The organism is Winogradskyella sp. 4-2091 (assembly GCF_045765065.1).
Taxonomy (GTDB): domain Bacteria; phylum Bacteroidota; class Bacteroidia; order Flavobacteriales; family Flavobacteriaceae; genus Winogradskyella.
Map to the genome: position 1 here is coordinate 80113 of NZ_JBJKOD010000006.1, position 14678 is coordinate 94790.

At 33.3% G+C, this 14678-nt stretch carries 15 protein-coding genes; 12 read left to right on the forward strand and 3 right to left on the reverse strand.

Annotation, left to right across the window (positions count from 1 at the left end; translation table 11 throughout):
- Positions 1-66: 66 nt before the first annotated feature.
- From ACJBCC_RS09665 to ACJBCC_RS09680, 4 genes are all read left to right on the forward strand, one after another.
- On the forward strand, positions 67-747 hold the full coding sequence (locus ACJBCC_RS09665; protein WP_407557081.1) for an SCO family protein: 681 nt from the start codon (positions 67-69) through the stop codon (positions 745-747).
- Positions 748-844: 97 nt separating this feature from the next.
- On the forward strand, positions 845-1072 hold the full coding sequence (locus ACJBCC_RS09670) for a FeoA family protein (RefSeq protein WP_299097966.1): 228 nt from the start codon (positions 845-847) through the stop codon (positions 1070-1072).
- Positions 1065-3167, forward strand: a complete 2103-nt coding sequence (gene feoB / locus ACJBCC_RS09675; protein ID WP_407557083.1) for a ferrous iron transport protein B — start codon at positions 1065-1067, stop codon at positions 3165-3167. Before ACJBCC_RS09670 ends, feoB begins: the two co-directional genes overlap by 8 nt.
- A gap of 2 nt (positions 3168-3169) precedes the next feature.
- Positions 3170-3310, forward strand: a complete 141-nt coding sequence (locus ACJBCC_RS09680) for a FeoB-associated Cys-rich membrane protein (protein ID WP_299097970.1) — start codon at positions 3170-3172, stop codon at positions 3308-3310.
- Between the two features lie 283 nt (positions 3311-3593).
- Here ACJBCC_RS09680 and ACJBCC_RS09685 read toward each other — a convergent pair whose 3' ends face one another.
- On the reverse strand, positions 3594-4406 hold the full coding sequence (locus ACJBCC_RS09685; RefSeq protein ID WP_407557084.1) for a DUF6503 family protein: 813 nt from the start codon (positions 4404-4406) through the stop codon (positions 3594-3596).
- Positions 4407-4528: 122 nt separating this feature from the next.
- Positions 4529-5185: a metal-dependent transcriptional regulator gene (locus tag ACJBCC_RS09690; protein ID WP_299097975.1), complete on the reverse strand. Its 657-nt coding sequence runs from the start codon at positions 5183-5185 to the stop codon at positions 4529-4531.
- A 99-nt stretch (positions 5186-5284) separates the two neighbouring features.
- On the opposite strand from ACJBCC_RS09690, the gene ACJBCC_RS09695 reads away from it, so the two are divergent.
- The 6 genes from ACJBCC_RS09695 (at position 5285) to ACJBCC_RS09720 (ending at position 12221) form a co-directional block, all read left to right on the forward strand.
- Positions 5285-7594: a TonB-dependent receptor gene (locus ACJBCC_RS09695; RefSeq protein ID WP_299097977.1), complete on the forward strand. Its 2310-nt coding sequence runs from the start codon at positions 5285-5287 to the stop codon at positions 7592-7594.
- Positions 7595-7633: 39 nt separating this feature from the next.
- Entirely contained in the window at positions 7634-8548 is a 915-nt protein-coding gene (locus ACJBCC_RS09700; protein ID WP_299097979.1) for a metal ABC transporter solute-binding protein, Zn/Mn family, read from the forward strand.
- 76 nt (positions 8549-8624) lie between these two features.
- On the forward strand, positions 8625-9359 hold the full coding sequence (locus ACJBCC_RS09705) for a metal ABC transporter ATP-binding protein (protein WP_299097981.1): 735 nt from the start codon (positions 8625-8627) through the stop codon (positions 9357-9359).
- 141 nt (positions 9360-9500) lie between these two features.
- Positions 9501-9893: a VOC family protein gene (locus ACJBCC_RS09710; protein ID WP_299097982.1), complete on the forward strand. Its 393-nt coding sequence runs from the start codon at positions 9501-9503 to the stop codon at positions 9891-9893.
- A 47-nt stretch (positions 9894-9940) separates the two neighbouring features.
- Positions 9941-11068, forward strand: coding sequence for a metal ABC transporter permease (locus tag ACJBCC_RS09715; RefSeq protein WP_299097984.1), 1128 nt, complete (start codon positions 9941-9943; stop codon positions 11066-11068).
- On the forward strand, positions 11061-12221 hold the full coding sequence (locus ACJBCC_RS09720) for a metal ABC transporter permease (protein ID WP_407557085.1): 1161 nt from the start codon (positions 11061-11063) through the stop codon (positions 12219-12221). Before ACJBCC_RS09715 ends, ACJBCC_RS09720 begins: the two co-directional genes overlap by 8 nt.
- A 242-nt stretch (positions 12222-12463) precedes the next feature.
- Here the strand turns inward: ACJBCC_RS09720 and ACJBCC_RS09725 are convergent, their stop codons facing one another.
- Entirely contained in the window at positions 12464-13255 is a 792-nt protein-coding gene (locus ACJBCC_RS09725) for a TerB family tellurite resistance protein (protein ID WP_407557086.1), read from the reverse strand.
- 174 nt (positions 13256-13429) lie between these two features.
- On the opposite strand from ACJBCC_RS09725, the gene ACJBCC_RS09730 reads away from it, so the two are divergent.
- The gene (locus tag ACJBCC_RS09730; RefSeq protein ID WP_299097990.1) at positions 13430-13840 is read left to right on the forward strand and encodes a BrxA/BrxB family bacilliredoxin; all 411 of its coding nucleotides are present in this window, start codon (positions 13430-13432) and stop codon (positions 13838-13840) included.
- Between the two features lie 96 nt (positions 13841-13936).
- Positions 13937-14674 carry a 1-acyl-sn-glycerol-3-phosphate acyltransferase gene (locus ACJBCC_RS09735; protein ID WP_299097992.1) on the forward strand — a complete coding sequence of 246 codons (738 nt, stop codon included), beginning with the start codon at positions 13937-13939 and terminating at the stop codon, positions 14672-14674.
- Positions 14675-14678 lie beyond the last annotated feature (4 nt).

The window sequence follows — 14678 nt, forward strand, 5'->3', positions numbered from 1 at the left end:
AAAAATAAAGCTTTTATTGAGATTGGGTCGTATTTTTGCAGCTCAACTTTCTATAATCCTTGCAAAATGTCGTTTCTTTCTTTTTTTAAAGGCTACAAAAACTTCGGAATCTTCTTTTCTATACTTTGTATAATTATCATTGCTATTATATACAATGTTTTAAATGTAAAGCAACCACTGCCAATTTATCAACCAGGTAAGGTTAATGCAGAATTAGTAGATAGCACTATTCAACACCAACTAAAATATCATAAAATTGCTGATTTTAGTTTAACCAATCAAAACGGTAAAACGGTCACACAAAATGATTATAAAGGTAAAATATATGTTGCAGATTTCTTTTTTACAACCTGCCAAACTATTTGCCCAATTATGACAGATCACATGTATTTAATACAAAAAGAAATTATAAACGATGATGATGTGATGTTACTGTCGCATACTGTAACGCCTCAAATAGATAGTGTTGCCCAATTAAAAAAATATGCCAAATCAAAAGGTGTTATTGACCGTAAATGGAATTTAGTAACAGGCGACAAAAAACATATTTATGAATTAGCAAGAAAAAGTTATTTAGCTGTAAAAACAGATGGTAATGGCGATAAGTACGATATGATTCATACTGAAAACTTTATGCTCATTGATAAAAAGCGCCAAATTAGAGGTATTTACGATGGCACAAATCCTGAAGATATAGAACGCCTTTTAGACGATATTGAAACCCTAAAGGACTTTGACAAATCATAAAATACTATAAAGCTGTTAAATATTTATAATCTCGTTTTATACACTAATAAATTTCGCTTACTTTTGCTTCTTTAAAACTATTCTAAATAAGCAAAGGTTGACATTAGCAGAATTAAAACGAGGACAACAAGGCATCATTACAGATGTGTCTTCAATTCATATTCCATTAAAACTTCTCGAAATGGGTTGCTTACCTGGTAATTCAGTTAAACTAGTACAAGTTGCACCATTTGCGGACCCAATGTATCTCAACATCAATGGCACGCATTTAGCAATCAGAAAAGAAACTGCTATTCACATCACAATTGAAACGATAGATGAGTAAGCAGATTAACGTTGCATTAATAGGAAACCCAAACACCGGCAAAACCTCTGTTTTTAATGCCTTAACCGGTTTGAATCAGAAGGTTGGAAATTATCCTGGTATTACCGTTGAAAAGAAAGAAGGTATCTGCAAATTACCTAGAGGTTTAAAAGCTCATATCATTGATTTGCCAGGAACTTATAGTCTTAACGCATCTTCACTTGATGAAAATGTGGTTATAGAATTACTTCTTAATAAGAATGATAAGGATTATCCAGACGTAGCTGTTGTGGTCAGTGATGTTGAAAATTTAAAACGAAACTTACTTTTATTTACGCAAATTAAAGATTTAGAGATTCCGACAATCTTAGTCATTAATATGGCGGACAGAATGGAGTACAAAGGTATATCTGTAGACATTCCTTATTTACAAGACCAATTAAAAACTAAAATTGCTCTTATAAGTACAAGAAAAAATAAGGGAATAGAGTACTTAAAAGAACTGGTAACAAATTACAAAGAGCTAACAACTGAACCTTGTTTAGACGCTTCTGTTATAGACGAAACATATTTTAACAACTTAAGAAAAGCATTCCCTAACCAACTATTATACAAATTATGGTTAGTTATTACACAAGATGTCAATTTTGGAAAAACGGATAGAGCTACTTTTGATAAAGTTGAAGATTTTAAAACTAAATCTAAAACAGATTTAAAACGACTTCAGCAAAAAGAAACTATAAAGCGTTATCAGTTTATAAACGAAACTTTAAAGAAAGGACAAACTATTGACCTTAAATCTGCAAAGGATTTACGTATAAAATTAGACAGAATCTTAACGCATAAAGTTTGGGGATATGTAATTTTTGCTGCTATCCTATTACTAATTTTTCAAGCGATTTACGACTGGTCTAGTATTCCAATGGATTTTATTGATGGAGCTTTTGCCTCATTAAGTGAGTGGACGAAAAACACATTGCCAGAAGGAGCATTTACCAATTTGTTGGCAGAAGGTATAATTTCTGGACTTGGTGGTGTGGTTATTTTTATTCCACAGATTGCCTTCCTATTTCTTTTCATTTCAATATTGGAAGAAAGTGGTTATATGAGCCGTGTTGTATTCTTAATGGATAGAATAATGCGTCGTTTTGGACTGAGTGGTAAAAGTGTTGTGCCCTTAATTTCTGGTACTGCATGTGCAATTCCTGCAATTATGGCAACACGAAACATTGAAAGCTGGAAAGAACGCTTAATTACCATTTTAGTAACGCCATTTACTACTTGTGCTGCAAGATTACCTGTGTATTTAATAATTATTGCTTTAGTTATTCCTGAAGGCCGATTTTTAGGTGTGATAAGCTACCAAGCATTAACTTTAATGCTGTTATACCTTATTGGTTTTGGAACTGCTGTAGGCTCTGCTTGGATTTTAAATAAAGTTTTAAAAATGAAAAACAAAACGTTTTTCGTTGTAGAAATGCCTAATTACAAGTTGCCACTTTTAAAAAATGTTGCGCTTACGGTTTTAGAAAAAACAAAAGCTTTCGTCTTTGGTGCTGGTAAAATTATATTAGCCATCTCTATTGTTTTATGGTTTTTAGCATCTTATGGTCCTGGAGACAATTTTAATAATGCAGAAGCTATCGTAACTGAACATTATGCTTCAGAAAATTTAAACGAAGAAGAATTAGAACAAAAAATCGCATCTCATAAACTAGAACACTCGTTTATTGGTATAGCAGGCCATGCTATAGAACCTGTTATTAGACCTTTAGGTTATGATTGGAAAATCGGTATTGCCATTGTGAGTTCTTTTGCCGCACGCGAAGTGTTTGTTGGTACTCTAGCAACCATTTATAGTGTTGGTAGTGATGAGGAAGAAACAATAAAGAATAGAATGGCTGGTGAAGTAAATCCTATTCTAGGAGGACCTTTATTTAATTTTGCTTCTGGTATTTCGCTATTATTATTTTACGCATTTGCTATGCAATGCATGAGTACGTTGGCTATTGTAAAACGAGAGACAAACTCCTGGAAATGGCCAGTTTATCAGTTAGTAATTATGAGTGGTTTTGCTTATCTTGTAGCATTGATTGCTTTTCAAGTATTAAAATAAATATGAACATAATTATTCAAAACATATTAGTCTTTACCGCATTAGCAATTGCTCTAATGTTTTTAATACGCAAGTTTGTCTGGACTCCTAAGGCGAAACCTTCTAAATCTTGTGGTGGAGATGATGGTTGTGGTTGCCATTAAAATAGTTCAACAGATGAAATCTAACACTTAAAGTTTGTCAATTCTACTGATACTTATTGCTTACTATTTTGATTTCAAATCAAATCGACCAACATTCTTAAAAGATCTTTCGAGCGGAATAATTGTTTGTGTCTTACTTGGCATTTCAGCACTTGCATTTGTAAGTTTATTTAATCTTACAATTGTACATGGCATCTTCTATTTAGGCGTAGAAATTATACTCGTTTTTGTTCTTAAAGCGTGGATTAATAGTAAGAGTAATTGAACTTACAGAAAGTAAAGATTATTTCTCAATAAAACCCTTTGGTATATCAAAAGCATTAGGTGCCGTTTTTACAAATTTTGCACTTCTAATCGTTGCATCACCAATAACTTTGCCTAAACCATTTGTGCTAGACCATTCGTAAAATTCCCAATTATGAGCAACTGGTATGTCATCGATCATTTTAAAATTAGAATAACCAATAGCATGCGGATCTGCCTCTGCTGCTTCTGTAGACTTATTAACTGTCACTATGTAGGCCACATAATCAATTAAGTTAGTTTTTGGATCACTATAAACAATGTACCAATCATCTGGTGCATCACCTATATTGGCTTCAAAGGTTAAGCGTTGAGAATTATAAGTTTTATTATTAAGCTCTGCAGATTCTACGTCAGACCAAATAGTACCTTGGTCATTTAATTTATTAGGAAATAATAAAAAGTACATCCATGTATAGGCATCAAAACGTGCTGCTTTTGCATTTTTAAGATCTGCTGAATGAAATACTTTTGCACCATCATAATATATAGAAGAACCGTCTTTTAATTCTATTTTACCTTTGGTAGAATTCGTTAGATAGGTCATTTTAGCATCTAAACGCACATTGCCTCCAAAACTGATAACCATATCTACTTCAATGGCATCATGAGACAAAAAGTTGTCTTTTTTGTAAGCTTCCTCTATAGTTTCTGTAGCCGATAACTTCTTTTCCGCTACAGATTCAATAACAGGTGTTTCTAATTCTGGTGTAGCTTTATTTTCTTCTTTACAGCTCGTAGAAATTACTAATAACAAAAAACAGACTAGACTAGACTTAAGGATGGTTGACATAAAAAAAAAATTTATAAATTGAATTCACTCCAAAACTAGAGCGTAATTGGTAGATTAACGTTTAACCTTCCCTATTTTAAGAGAATTTTAGCTTTTACAATAATATCAAAAGTAGTTTTAGACTAAATTTTCTTTAGGTAAAGATTCTTAGCAACATTTTGAGAAACCACAATTTCACAATCTTCTATCTCTATTTTTAAAGAATTGTCATAGGGTTCTTTATGCAATATGGTAATATTGGTACCCAATGCAATTTTGTTACTGTCTAAATATTTTAGAAAACTAGAAGAACTATCATCTACACCAACACATTTATATTTAGAACCCACTTCTGCTTGTGCTAAAATTATCTTTTCTATATGTTGAAACTTCCCTTCTTTATCTGGAATAGGATCTCCATGCGGATCATGCTTAGGGAATTCTAAAAAAGCATCTAATTGATTAATCAATTTTTCAGATTTAATATGTTCTAGATGTTCTGCTACTTCATGGACTTCATCCCAAGAAAAATTCAGCTTTTCTACTAGAAATACTTCCCAAAGCCGATGTTTTCTAATAATATTAACAGCAACGTGTCTTCCTAAATCAGTTAATGTAACACCTTGGTATTTCTTATAATCTGCATATTTTTTTTCGGATAGTTTTTTTACCATGTCAGTAACAGAAGACGCTTTAGTATTCATAGCTACTGCAATTGCGTTTGTATTTACAGATGTACTACCATTACTTCCTAAATGGTAAATCTCTTTAATATAATTCTCTTCCGTTAGTGTTATCATAAATTTCTAGTGTTATGCAAATATAGAAAAGATATATTTCTCAATATATTTTTAGACTAGTCTAAAAATTATTTTAAATTTGCGTAAAAATATTATACAGTGAAACTAATTAACGTATACATTTTTCTATTTTGCTCAATACTATCTGCTCAAGACACCTTTAACCTTAATGGAACAGTAAGAGCTAATGGCTATCCTTTAGCTTATGCAAACATTTATATTGAAAACACAAGTAAAGGTGCTACAAGTAATGAGGATGGTGCGTTTACAATTTCTAATCTAGAACCTGGCACTTATTCTGTAGCCGCATCTTTTACAGGTTACGCTATTCAAAAAAAAACAATTGAAATAACAGATAAAGACGTTACTATTAATTTTACTCTTAATGAAGACGATTCTCTAGACGAAGTAATTATTACAGGGACTTTAAAGGCAGTCTCTAGATTAGAAAGTCCTGTACCTGTAGAAGTGTATTCTACTACATTCCTAAAGAAAAACCCAACTCCTAATATTTTTGAAGCCCTACAGAACGTCAATGGTGTACGTCCGCAACTTAATTGTAATGTGTGCAACACTGGAGATATTCATATCAATGGTTTAGAAGGGCCTTATACCTTGGTTTTAATAGATGGAATGCCAATTGTAAGCGGCTTATCTACAGTATACGGTTTATCTGGAATACCAAATTCACTTATTGAACAAATTGAAGTGGTTAAAGGTCCTGCATCTTCTTTATACGGAAGTGAAGCTGTTGGTGGCCTAATTAACGTTATAACTAAATTACCTGAAAATGCTTCACGTTTCTTTGCCGATGGCTTTGTTTCAGATTGGGGAGAATTAAATTTAGACCTTGGTTTTAAAGCTAAAGTAGGGGAAAAAGCAAATGTATTGGTCGGAACAAATTATTTTAAATACGACAACCCTATTGATAATAACAATGATAATTTTACAGATCTAACGCTACAAGATCGTATTTCTATTTTTCAAAAATGGGATTTTAAACGCACTAAAAATAGAAAGTTCTCTTTAGCTGGCCGTTACTTTTATGAAGATCGTTGGGGTGGAGAATTACAATGGAACAAAGGATTTAGAGGTGGAGATCAAGTTTATGGAGAAAGTATTTATACCTCACGTTTTGAGCTTCTTGGTAATTATCAGTTACCAATAAAAGAGATAGTAAACTTTCAATTCTCCTACTCAGACCACGACCAAAATTCAGTTTATGGTAATACACCATATTTAGCACAACAGCGCATTGGATTTGGACAATTAGTTTGGGATAAAAAGATCAATAATCACGATTTACTATTTGGCTCAGCACTCCGCTATAATTATTATAACGATAATACAACAGCAACGATTAAAGCTGACGAAGTTACTATGCCTTCGCTATTTGTACAAGATGAAATTAAATTCAACAAAAAACAAAGTTTGTTATTAGGCATGCGCTATGATTACGATAGCAGACATGGCAATATTTTTACACCAAGACTAGCCTATAGATATAAACCTACTGATAATGATATTATAAGATTAAATGCAGGTACTGGTTTTAGAGTTGTTAATCTATTTACTGAAGATCATGCTGCTTTAACAGGTTCTAGAGATGTAATAATTGAAGAAACCTTAGAGCCTGAAGAATCTTACAATGTAACTCTTAATTATCTTAAAAAATTGTATCTCAAAAACGGCATGTATTTCACATTAGATACCTCAGCTTGGTACACTTACTTTACCAATGCCATATTACCAGATTATGATACCAATCCAAATCAAATTATATATGATAATTTAGAGGGTTATTCCACATCAAAAGGACTTAGTTTTAATATTGATGCCGTTTTAGGTAGTGGAATTAAAGCATCTATTGGAGCAACGTACCAAGATGTCTCACAAACCGAAAACGGAATACGAACAGAACAAATTTTAACAGAAAACTTCTCTGGCGTGTGGTCGTTTAGCTATAAACATTACGGCACAAACCTTACCTTTGATTACACAGGAAATCTCTATGGACCAATGCGATTACCTTTATTAGGAGAATTAGATCCGAGAAGCGAATATTCTCCTACTTGGAGCATACAAAACATACAAATTACCTATGACGGATTGAATAATTTAGAAATTTATGGAGGTGTAAAAAACCTATTAAACTGGACGCCTAACAAAGGAAACCCTTTTATAATTGCAAGAGCTGACGATCCTTTTGACCAAAATGTAGAGTACAACGAAACGGGCTCTACACAAACCTATCCCGTACCCAATTCTACTAGAACTATTGAGGTTGAAAACGGAGCCGTAATACCAACATCAAACAATCCATATGCACTTACTTTTGATCCTTCTTACGTATATGGTCCAAACCAAGGGATCCGGTTATTTTTTGGTTTAAGATATAATTTAAAGTAACTCATTGAAATTTATTACTTTCACATTAAATATAAACAAATGAAAAAATTAATACTATTACTTACTATAACACTCGCTTTTAATTGTAAAAACGATAACGAATCAAAAATTAACAAAAAGCTAAATGTGGTCACTACAACCAGTATGATTACAGATCTAGTAAGAAATATTGGTGGAGATTCAATCAACGTACAAGGATTAATGGGCTCTGGTGTAGATCCTCACTTATATAAAGCTAGTGAAGGTGATGTTTCTAAGCTAGTAGATGCAGACATTATATTTTATAACGGTTTGCATTTAGAAGGAAAACTTGTAGAAGTCTTTGAAAAAATGTCTGGAGGAGAAAAAACACCTGTTGCTTTAGCTGATGAATTAAATAAAAAGCTACTGATAGGTTCAGAGTATTTTGCATCTAATTATGATCCTCATGTCTGGTTTAATATTGAATTCTTTAAAAAGTTTACTGAAAAAGTAACTATAATTTTATGCGAAAAAGATCCAAAAAATGCAGAAACTTTTAGAGCTAATGAAAAACGATATTTAGCCGATTTAGACAATTTACAAGAAGATGTAAAAGGTGTTGTAGCCGCTCTTTCACCAGAAAAAAGAATCTTAGTCACTGCGCATGATGCCTTTAATTATTTTGGTAAAGCATACGGTTTTGAAGTTGTTGGCTTACAAGGATTATCTACTGCAACAGAAGCTGGTGTACAAGATGTACAAAAGTTGGCTGCTTTTATTATTGACAAGAATATAAAGGCCATTTTTGTTGAAAGTTCTGTTCCTAAACGAACCATTGAAGCGTTAAAAGCAGCCGTAAACGCAAAAGGGCACAAAGTTGAAATAGGCGGTACATTATTTTCTGATGCGTTAGGGACTGCTGGCACACCCGAAGGCACTTATTTAGGTATGTATCGTTACAATATAAAAACGATTGTTAGTGCATTGCAATAGTAATTTATTGCTGATTGTAAACCACTCTAAAATTAATATGATATAACTCTAAACAAGCTTAGAATAGATAAAACACATGAACAACATAGCCGTAAAAGTTGATGATTTAACCGTAGCTTACAACTACAAACCTGTACTTTGGGATATCGATTTAGAAATCCCTGAAGGTGTTCTTATGGCTATTGTTGGTCCAAATGGTGCTGGGAAATCTACACTAATCAAATCTATATTAGGCATTTTAAAACCCATCGCAGGAAGTGTTTCTATTTATGGCAAACCTTATGAAAAACAAAGGCAGCTTGTTGCTTACGTTCCACAAAAAGGGAGCGTAGATTGGGATTTCCCAACGACAGCCTTAGATGTTGTTATGATGGGTACATACGGAAGTTTGGGCTGGATAAAACGACCAGGCCAAAAAGAAAAAAAAGCTTCACTTGAAGCTTTAGAGAAAGTAGGCATGTTGGCATTTAAAAGCCGTCAAATAAGTCAACTTTCTGGAGGACAGCAACAACGCATATTTTTGGCAAGAGCTTTAGTGCAAAATGCATCCATCTATTTTATGGACGAACCGTTTCAAGGTGTAGACGCTACGACTGAAATTGCAATTATCAATATTTTAAAAGAACTAAGAAAAGCCGGCAAAACAGTAATCGTTGTTCATCATGATTTACAAACCGTACCAGAATATTTTGATTGGGTAACGTTTTTAAATGTAAAGAAGATTGCCACAGGACCTGTTAAGGATATTTTTAATGATGATAATTTAACGAAGACCTATGGTATTAATTATAAAGTAAGTATCCAGGAGTGAAAAAAGTAAACAGTGTTCATTATATGTTACATAGCGTTCCTAAAAATAAGTTCTCAATCTCAGTCTTCTTTAATTACTGTTTTAAATAGTAATAGTCTGATTGCAGTCGAAAACCCATTTAAATAAAATTAAATTTTAAAGATGAAATACGCTTACACTATTTTATACGTAGAAGATATTGAAAAGACCATAGAATTCTACAATTCTGCATTCGGATTTCAAAAGAAGTTTATGACACCAAAACATGATTACGGTGAACTAGTTTCTGGCGAAACAACTATTGCATTTGCTTCTAATGAATTGGGACAATCTAATTTTAAAAAAGGCTTTGAAAAATTAGATTTAAACACAAAACCTAATGGCATTGAGATGGCATTTACAACAGAAAACATTGAAGATGATTTCGCAAAAGCTATAAAAGCTGGAGCCATACAATACGAACCTATCATTGAAAAACCTTGGGGACAAAAGGTTGGTTATTTAAGAGATATTAATGGATTTCTAATAGAAATTTGCACACCTATTAAAAATTAAATTAACGAATGAAATTTAAAATTCTGAAATAAATTCAGAATATCGAAATGGACATTACAGAATACATAGAACTAGTCTTCACGGACTACACCTTAAGAACCATTACGCTTGGCACAGCAATTTTGGGCGCTGTGACTGGCATGTTGGGAAGCTTTGCTGTACTAAGAAAACAAAGCTTGTTAGGTGATGCCATTTCACATGCCGCCTTACCAGGTATTGCCATTGCCTTTTTAATTACTGGCGCAAAAGACAGCAATACTTTATTACTTGGGGCTTTAGTAAGTGGCTTAGTGGGAACCTTCTGGATTAGAGGCATCATAACCAAAACCCACTTAAAATCAGACACAGCTTTAGGCTTAATTTTGTCATTGTTTTTTGGGTTTGGCATGTTGTTATTAACCTTTATTCAAAAACAACCCAATGCTAATCAAGCTGGTTTAGACAAATATCTTTTTGGACAAGCGGCTACATTAGTAGAAAGTGATGTTTGGATGATGGCCATTGTTACAGGGCTTTGTTTAATTGTAATGCTCACATTCTGGAAAGAATTCAAAATATTATTATTTGATGCTGATTACACCAAAACACTTGGTTTTAATACCAAGATTATAGATATTCTCATTACAACTTTTATTGTTTTGGCTATTGTTCTAGGCTTACAAACCGTAGGTGTCGTTTTAATGAGTGCTATGCTATTGGCACCTGCAGCTGCAGCTAGGCAATGGACAAACAGCTTATCTGTTATGGTATTTTTAGCTGCCATTTTTGGAGCCTTTTCGGGAGTCTTTGGTACGGCAATTAGTGCAAGTCAAAATAATTTATCTACAGGACCAGTAATTGTTTTGGTTGCTGCCGTTTTTGTGGTTTTTTCGTTTATTTTTTCACCGAGTCGAGGTCTACTTTTTAAACAAATACGTTTTATAAAAAACAGACGCGATTTAGAATTGCATAAAACTTTAGCATTTATGCATCATATTGCTGAAACGCATGAAGATATATCACATCCACATGCCATTAAATTACTCAATAATTTTCAAGGTTATACAAAGAACACGCTTCGAAAGTTAGTAGAAAAAGATTACGTACAGCTCCAGGGAAATATGTGGAGTTTAACCAAAGTTGGTTTTGAAACAGCAGCGAACTTATATACCAAACAAATAACAGAAGATGAGTAGCGCGCAAATTGAAATTCAACTTATTGCCAGTATCGTTGCTGTTGCATGTGCTATTCCAGGGACTTTTCTTGTTCTTAGAAAAATGGCTATGATTAGTGATGCCATTAGTCATTCCATTTTACCAGGAATCGTGATTGGTTTTTTTATTACCCAAGATTTAAATTCGCCTTTGTTAATTCTATTAGCAGCCTTAACGGGAATCATAACCGTTGTACTGGTAGAATACATTCAAAAAACAGGCTTAGTAAAAGAAGATACAGCCATCGGTTTAGTTTTTCCTGCTCTATTTAGTATTGGTGTCATAATGATTGCTAAGAATGCAAATGATGTACACTTAGATGTCGATGCTGTATTATTAGGCGAATTAGCTTTTGCTCCTTTTGATAGATTATTAATTGCTGGCACAGATGTTGGCCCAAAATCGCTTTGGATTGTTGGTGTAATTCTGTTAATTACTATAACGCTTTTAATCCTGTTTTTTAAAGAATTAAAAGTGAGTACGTTTGATAAAGGTTTAGCCGCTTCATTAGGCTTTTCCCCAGCTATTATCCATTACGGTTTAATGTCCGTTTCTTCAGTAACTACAGTGGGAGCTTTTGATGCTGTTGGCGCTATTTTAGTCGTTGCTCTGATGATTGCACCTGCTGCAACCGCTTATTTATTGACTACAGATTTAAAGAAAATGCTTGCTTTGGCTATATGCTTTGGAATTTTTAGTGCCATTTTTGGGTATTGGGTAGCACATTGGCTAGATGCTTCGATTGCTGGTTCAATTACAACCGTTCTAGGATTGGTATTTTTACTAGTGTATTTATTTGCACCTTCTAAAGGCATTATCGCTGTAATGTACCGGGAAAAACAACAACAAACCGAAGTCTCTTTACTTACATTTTTATTACACCTAAAAAACCATGACGAGTTAGAAGAGCGACACGTTAACCATCTCAACGAACACATAAATTGGCAAAAAGTACGCGCTAAGACTGTTTTAGATTTAGCTCAAAAAAATAATATGATTCATATAGAAAAAAATATTGTTTCCCTTACTAAGAAAGGCGATGAGTTTACTTCAAAAGCGATAGATTATATAATTACTAATGAAGACGCTCAAATTGAAGATATGAAGGATGATTTCTTTTTATTTAGAGGGTAACTTTATTTTAAACAAAAAGAAAAAAATAATTAATCCCGAAAGCTTTCATTCTTATTACGACTATTAAACCCTAAATTATAAATAATCAATGGAATTATTTGAATATTTTACAGGCAAAGCAGGCTTAATCTTATTAGCTTTTATTGTGCTTTGTGTTTTTATATTTAACAAATACAAAACACAACGATACTTTAAATATATAGAAAAACAAAGGAAAGGTAAAGACTCACAACAGTCTTAATTTACTTAAACCCACGTTCTTTCTGAATGTGCTCATAAGCTTCTTGCACTTGCCTAAACTTAGCTTCCGCACCATCTTGATGTTCTTTACCTAAGTGACCTACGCGATCTGGATGGTATTTTTTAGCCATAGTTCTATAAGCTTTCTTAACCTGATCATCAGAAACAGATTTATCAATTTCTAGAATTTTGTACGCATTATCACTCGTGTTATAAAACATCGCTTTAATACTTTCGTAATCTCTGCTGCTAATACCTAAATAACCAGTTATAGTATAAATTTGTCTTAATTCATCTTCAGTTACCAATCCATCTGCTTTTGCAATGCCGAATAAAAAATGCAATAATTGCAAACGTGATGGATGATCCATCATCTGACGAATCTGAGTACACACTTGACGTGTAGAAATATTTTGCTTTGTTATACGTTTAAATAACACAAAAGCTTTATTTGCCCTGTCCTTACCATACATATTAGTAAATTGTTGACGCACAAAATCTAATTCGCGTTGATCTTGTTTACCATCAGCTTTTATAACAATTGATGCTAAAATTAATAGGCTTACTTCAAAATCTCCAGATTGCGTTTGTGGTCGAGAAGAGGTACGCTTGCCATAATTTGGTGTTTTTCTGTAGGTTCCTCTTTGTTGACCAGTTTGGCGATCACCCAATAAAGGGGTTTCTCCAATTTTTAAATTATCAACAAAGCTACCAATAGCCAATCCTATAATTGCACCTATTGGTCCACCAAAAGACCAACCCAAAGCACCACCAATCCATTTTGCAAAACTCATATCATCTATTTTTATGAAATTCAAATATACTATTTGTTAGTCTATCTTTTATGGTTTTTGTTACTATTCAAAACGAAAATAGTTCTATTGAGACTACATACTGAAGACCGTGTAATGCGCATAAATTTTCATTATCTTTGCACTTCAAATTAAGATTAATTAAAATTAAAAAATATGTATCCAGCAGAATTAGTAAAACCAATGCGCGCAGATTTAACTAGCGTAGGTTTTGAAGAATTACATACATCAGAAGCTGTTGAAGCAGCATTAGCAAAAGAAGGTACAACTTTAGTAGTTGTAAATTCGGTTTGTGGATGTGCAGCAGCAAATGCAAGACCAGGAGCAAAGAATAGTATTGAAAACGACAAACGCCCAGACCATATTGTTACTGTATTTGCAGGTGTTGACAAAGAAGCTGTAGATACAGCTAGAGCTCACATGGTTCCTTTTCCTCCAAGCTCACCGAGTATGGCTTTGTTTAAAAATGGCGAATTAGTGCATATGTTAGAGCGTCACCATATTGAAGGTCGTCCTGCAGATTTAATCGCAGAAAACCTTAAAGATGCTTATAACGAGCATTGCTAAAAAACTTTAGCTCTAATACGTTAGACAGTTATAAAAAAACCACGAATTATTTCGTGGTTTTTTTGTGCTTAAAAGACATTGATTTACATTTGTGATATGAGAAAACTATTAGCCTATCCGCTTTCCGTTTTATTTTATTTATGCTTTGGTTTAACCTTGGTTATATTTCATGGTATACAATGGTTTTCTCACAGAGTCTTTGGCTACAAAGGTCTAAAACTCACTGTTGATGCCTTACAATTTGCTATAATGCGATGCCTTAATCTATTAGGTACAAGAATTACGTTCAAAAATCCATACGATATTAGCACAGATAGACCAATAATTATTGTGGCCAACCATCAAAGCATGTATGATATTTCGCCAATAATGTGGTATTTGCGTAAACACCATGTCAAGTTTGTATCAAAGAAAGAATTAGGAAAAGGGATACCAAGCATATCTTACAATTTACAGCATGGTGGATCTGTATTAATAGATAGAAAAAATCCACGACAAGCTCTGCCAGCAATGATGAAGTTTGGCGAATATATTGAAAATACAAAACGTGCCGCTGTCATTTTCCCAGAAGGCACTAGAAGTAAAGATGGAACACCAAGACCTTTTAAAACAAAAGGCCTAGAACTACTAATGAAAAAAGTTCCATCAGCTCTAATTGTGCCAATCACAGTGAATAATTCTTGGAAAATGCTGAGATATGGTCAATTTCCCATGGGAATAGGAAATCATATTAAATTTACAGTGCATAAGCCCTTAGAAATCGTTAACTTTACTGATAAGGCTGAATTAATTCAGCAACTTGAACAAACAATTGTAGAAGCAATAGAGCGTTAACCAT

Coding starts and splice junctions, on each gene's coding strand:
- ACJBCC_RS09705 (WP_299097981.1), top strand. CDS start 8,625: ATGAACAACATAGCCGTAAAAGTTGATGATTTAACCGTAGCTTACAAC.
- ACJBCC_RS09700 (WP_299097979.1), top strand. CDS start 7,634: ATGAAAAAATTAATACTATTACTTACTATAACACTCGCTTTTAATTGT.
- ACJBCC_RS09690 (WP_299097975.1), bottom strand. CDS start 5,185: ATGATAACACTAACGGAAGAGAATTATATTAAAGAGATTTACCATTTA.
- ACJBCC_RS09665 (WP_407557081.1), top strand. CDS start 67: ATGTCGTTTCTTTCTTTTTTTAAAGGCTACAAAAACTTCGGAATCTTC.
- ACJBCC_RS09680 (WP_299097970.1), top strand. CDS start 3,170: ATGAACATAATTATTCAAAACATATTAGTCTTTACCGCATTAGCAATT.
- ACJBCC_RS09725 (WP_407557086.1), bottom strand. CDS start 13,255: ATGAGTTTTGCAAAATGGATTGGTGGTGCTTTGGGTTGGTCTTTTGGT.
- ACJBCC_RS09730 (WP_299097990.1), top strand. CDS start 13,430: ATGTATCCAGCAGAATTAGTAAAACCAATGCGCGCAGATTTAACTAGC.
- ACJBCC_RS09735 (WP_299097992.1), top strand. CDS start 13,937: ATGAGAAAACTATTAGCCTATCCGCTTTCCGTTTTATTTTATTTATGC.
- ACJBCC_RS09720 (WP_407557085.1), top strand. CDS start 11,061: ATGAGTAGCGCGCAAATTGAAATTCAACTTATTGCCAGTATCGTTGCT.
- ACJBCC_RS09710 (WP_299097982.1), top strand. CDS start 9,501: ATGAAATACGCTTACACTATTTTATACGTAGAAGATATTGAAAAGACC.
- ACJBCC_RS09685 (WP_407557084.1), bottom strand. CDS start 4,406: ATGTCAACCATCCTTAAGTCTAGTCTAGTCTGTTTTTTGTTATTAGTA.
- feoB (WP_407557083.1), top strand. CDS start 1,065: ATGAGTAAGCAGATTAACGTTGCATTAATAGGAAACCCAAACACCGGC.
- ACJBCC_RS09715 (WP_299097984.1), top strand. CDS start 9,941: ATGGACATTACAGAATACATAGAACTAGTCTTCACGGACTACACCTTA.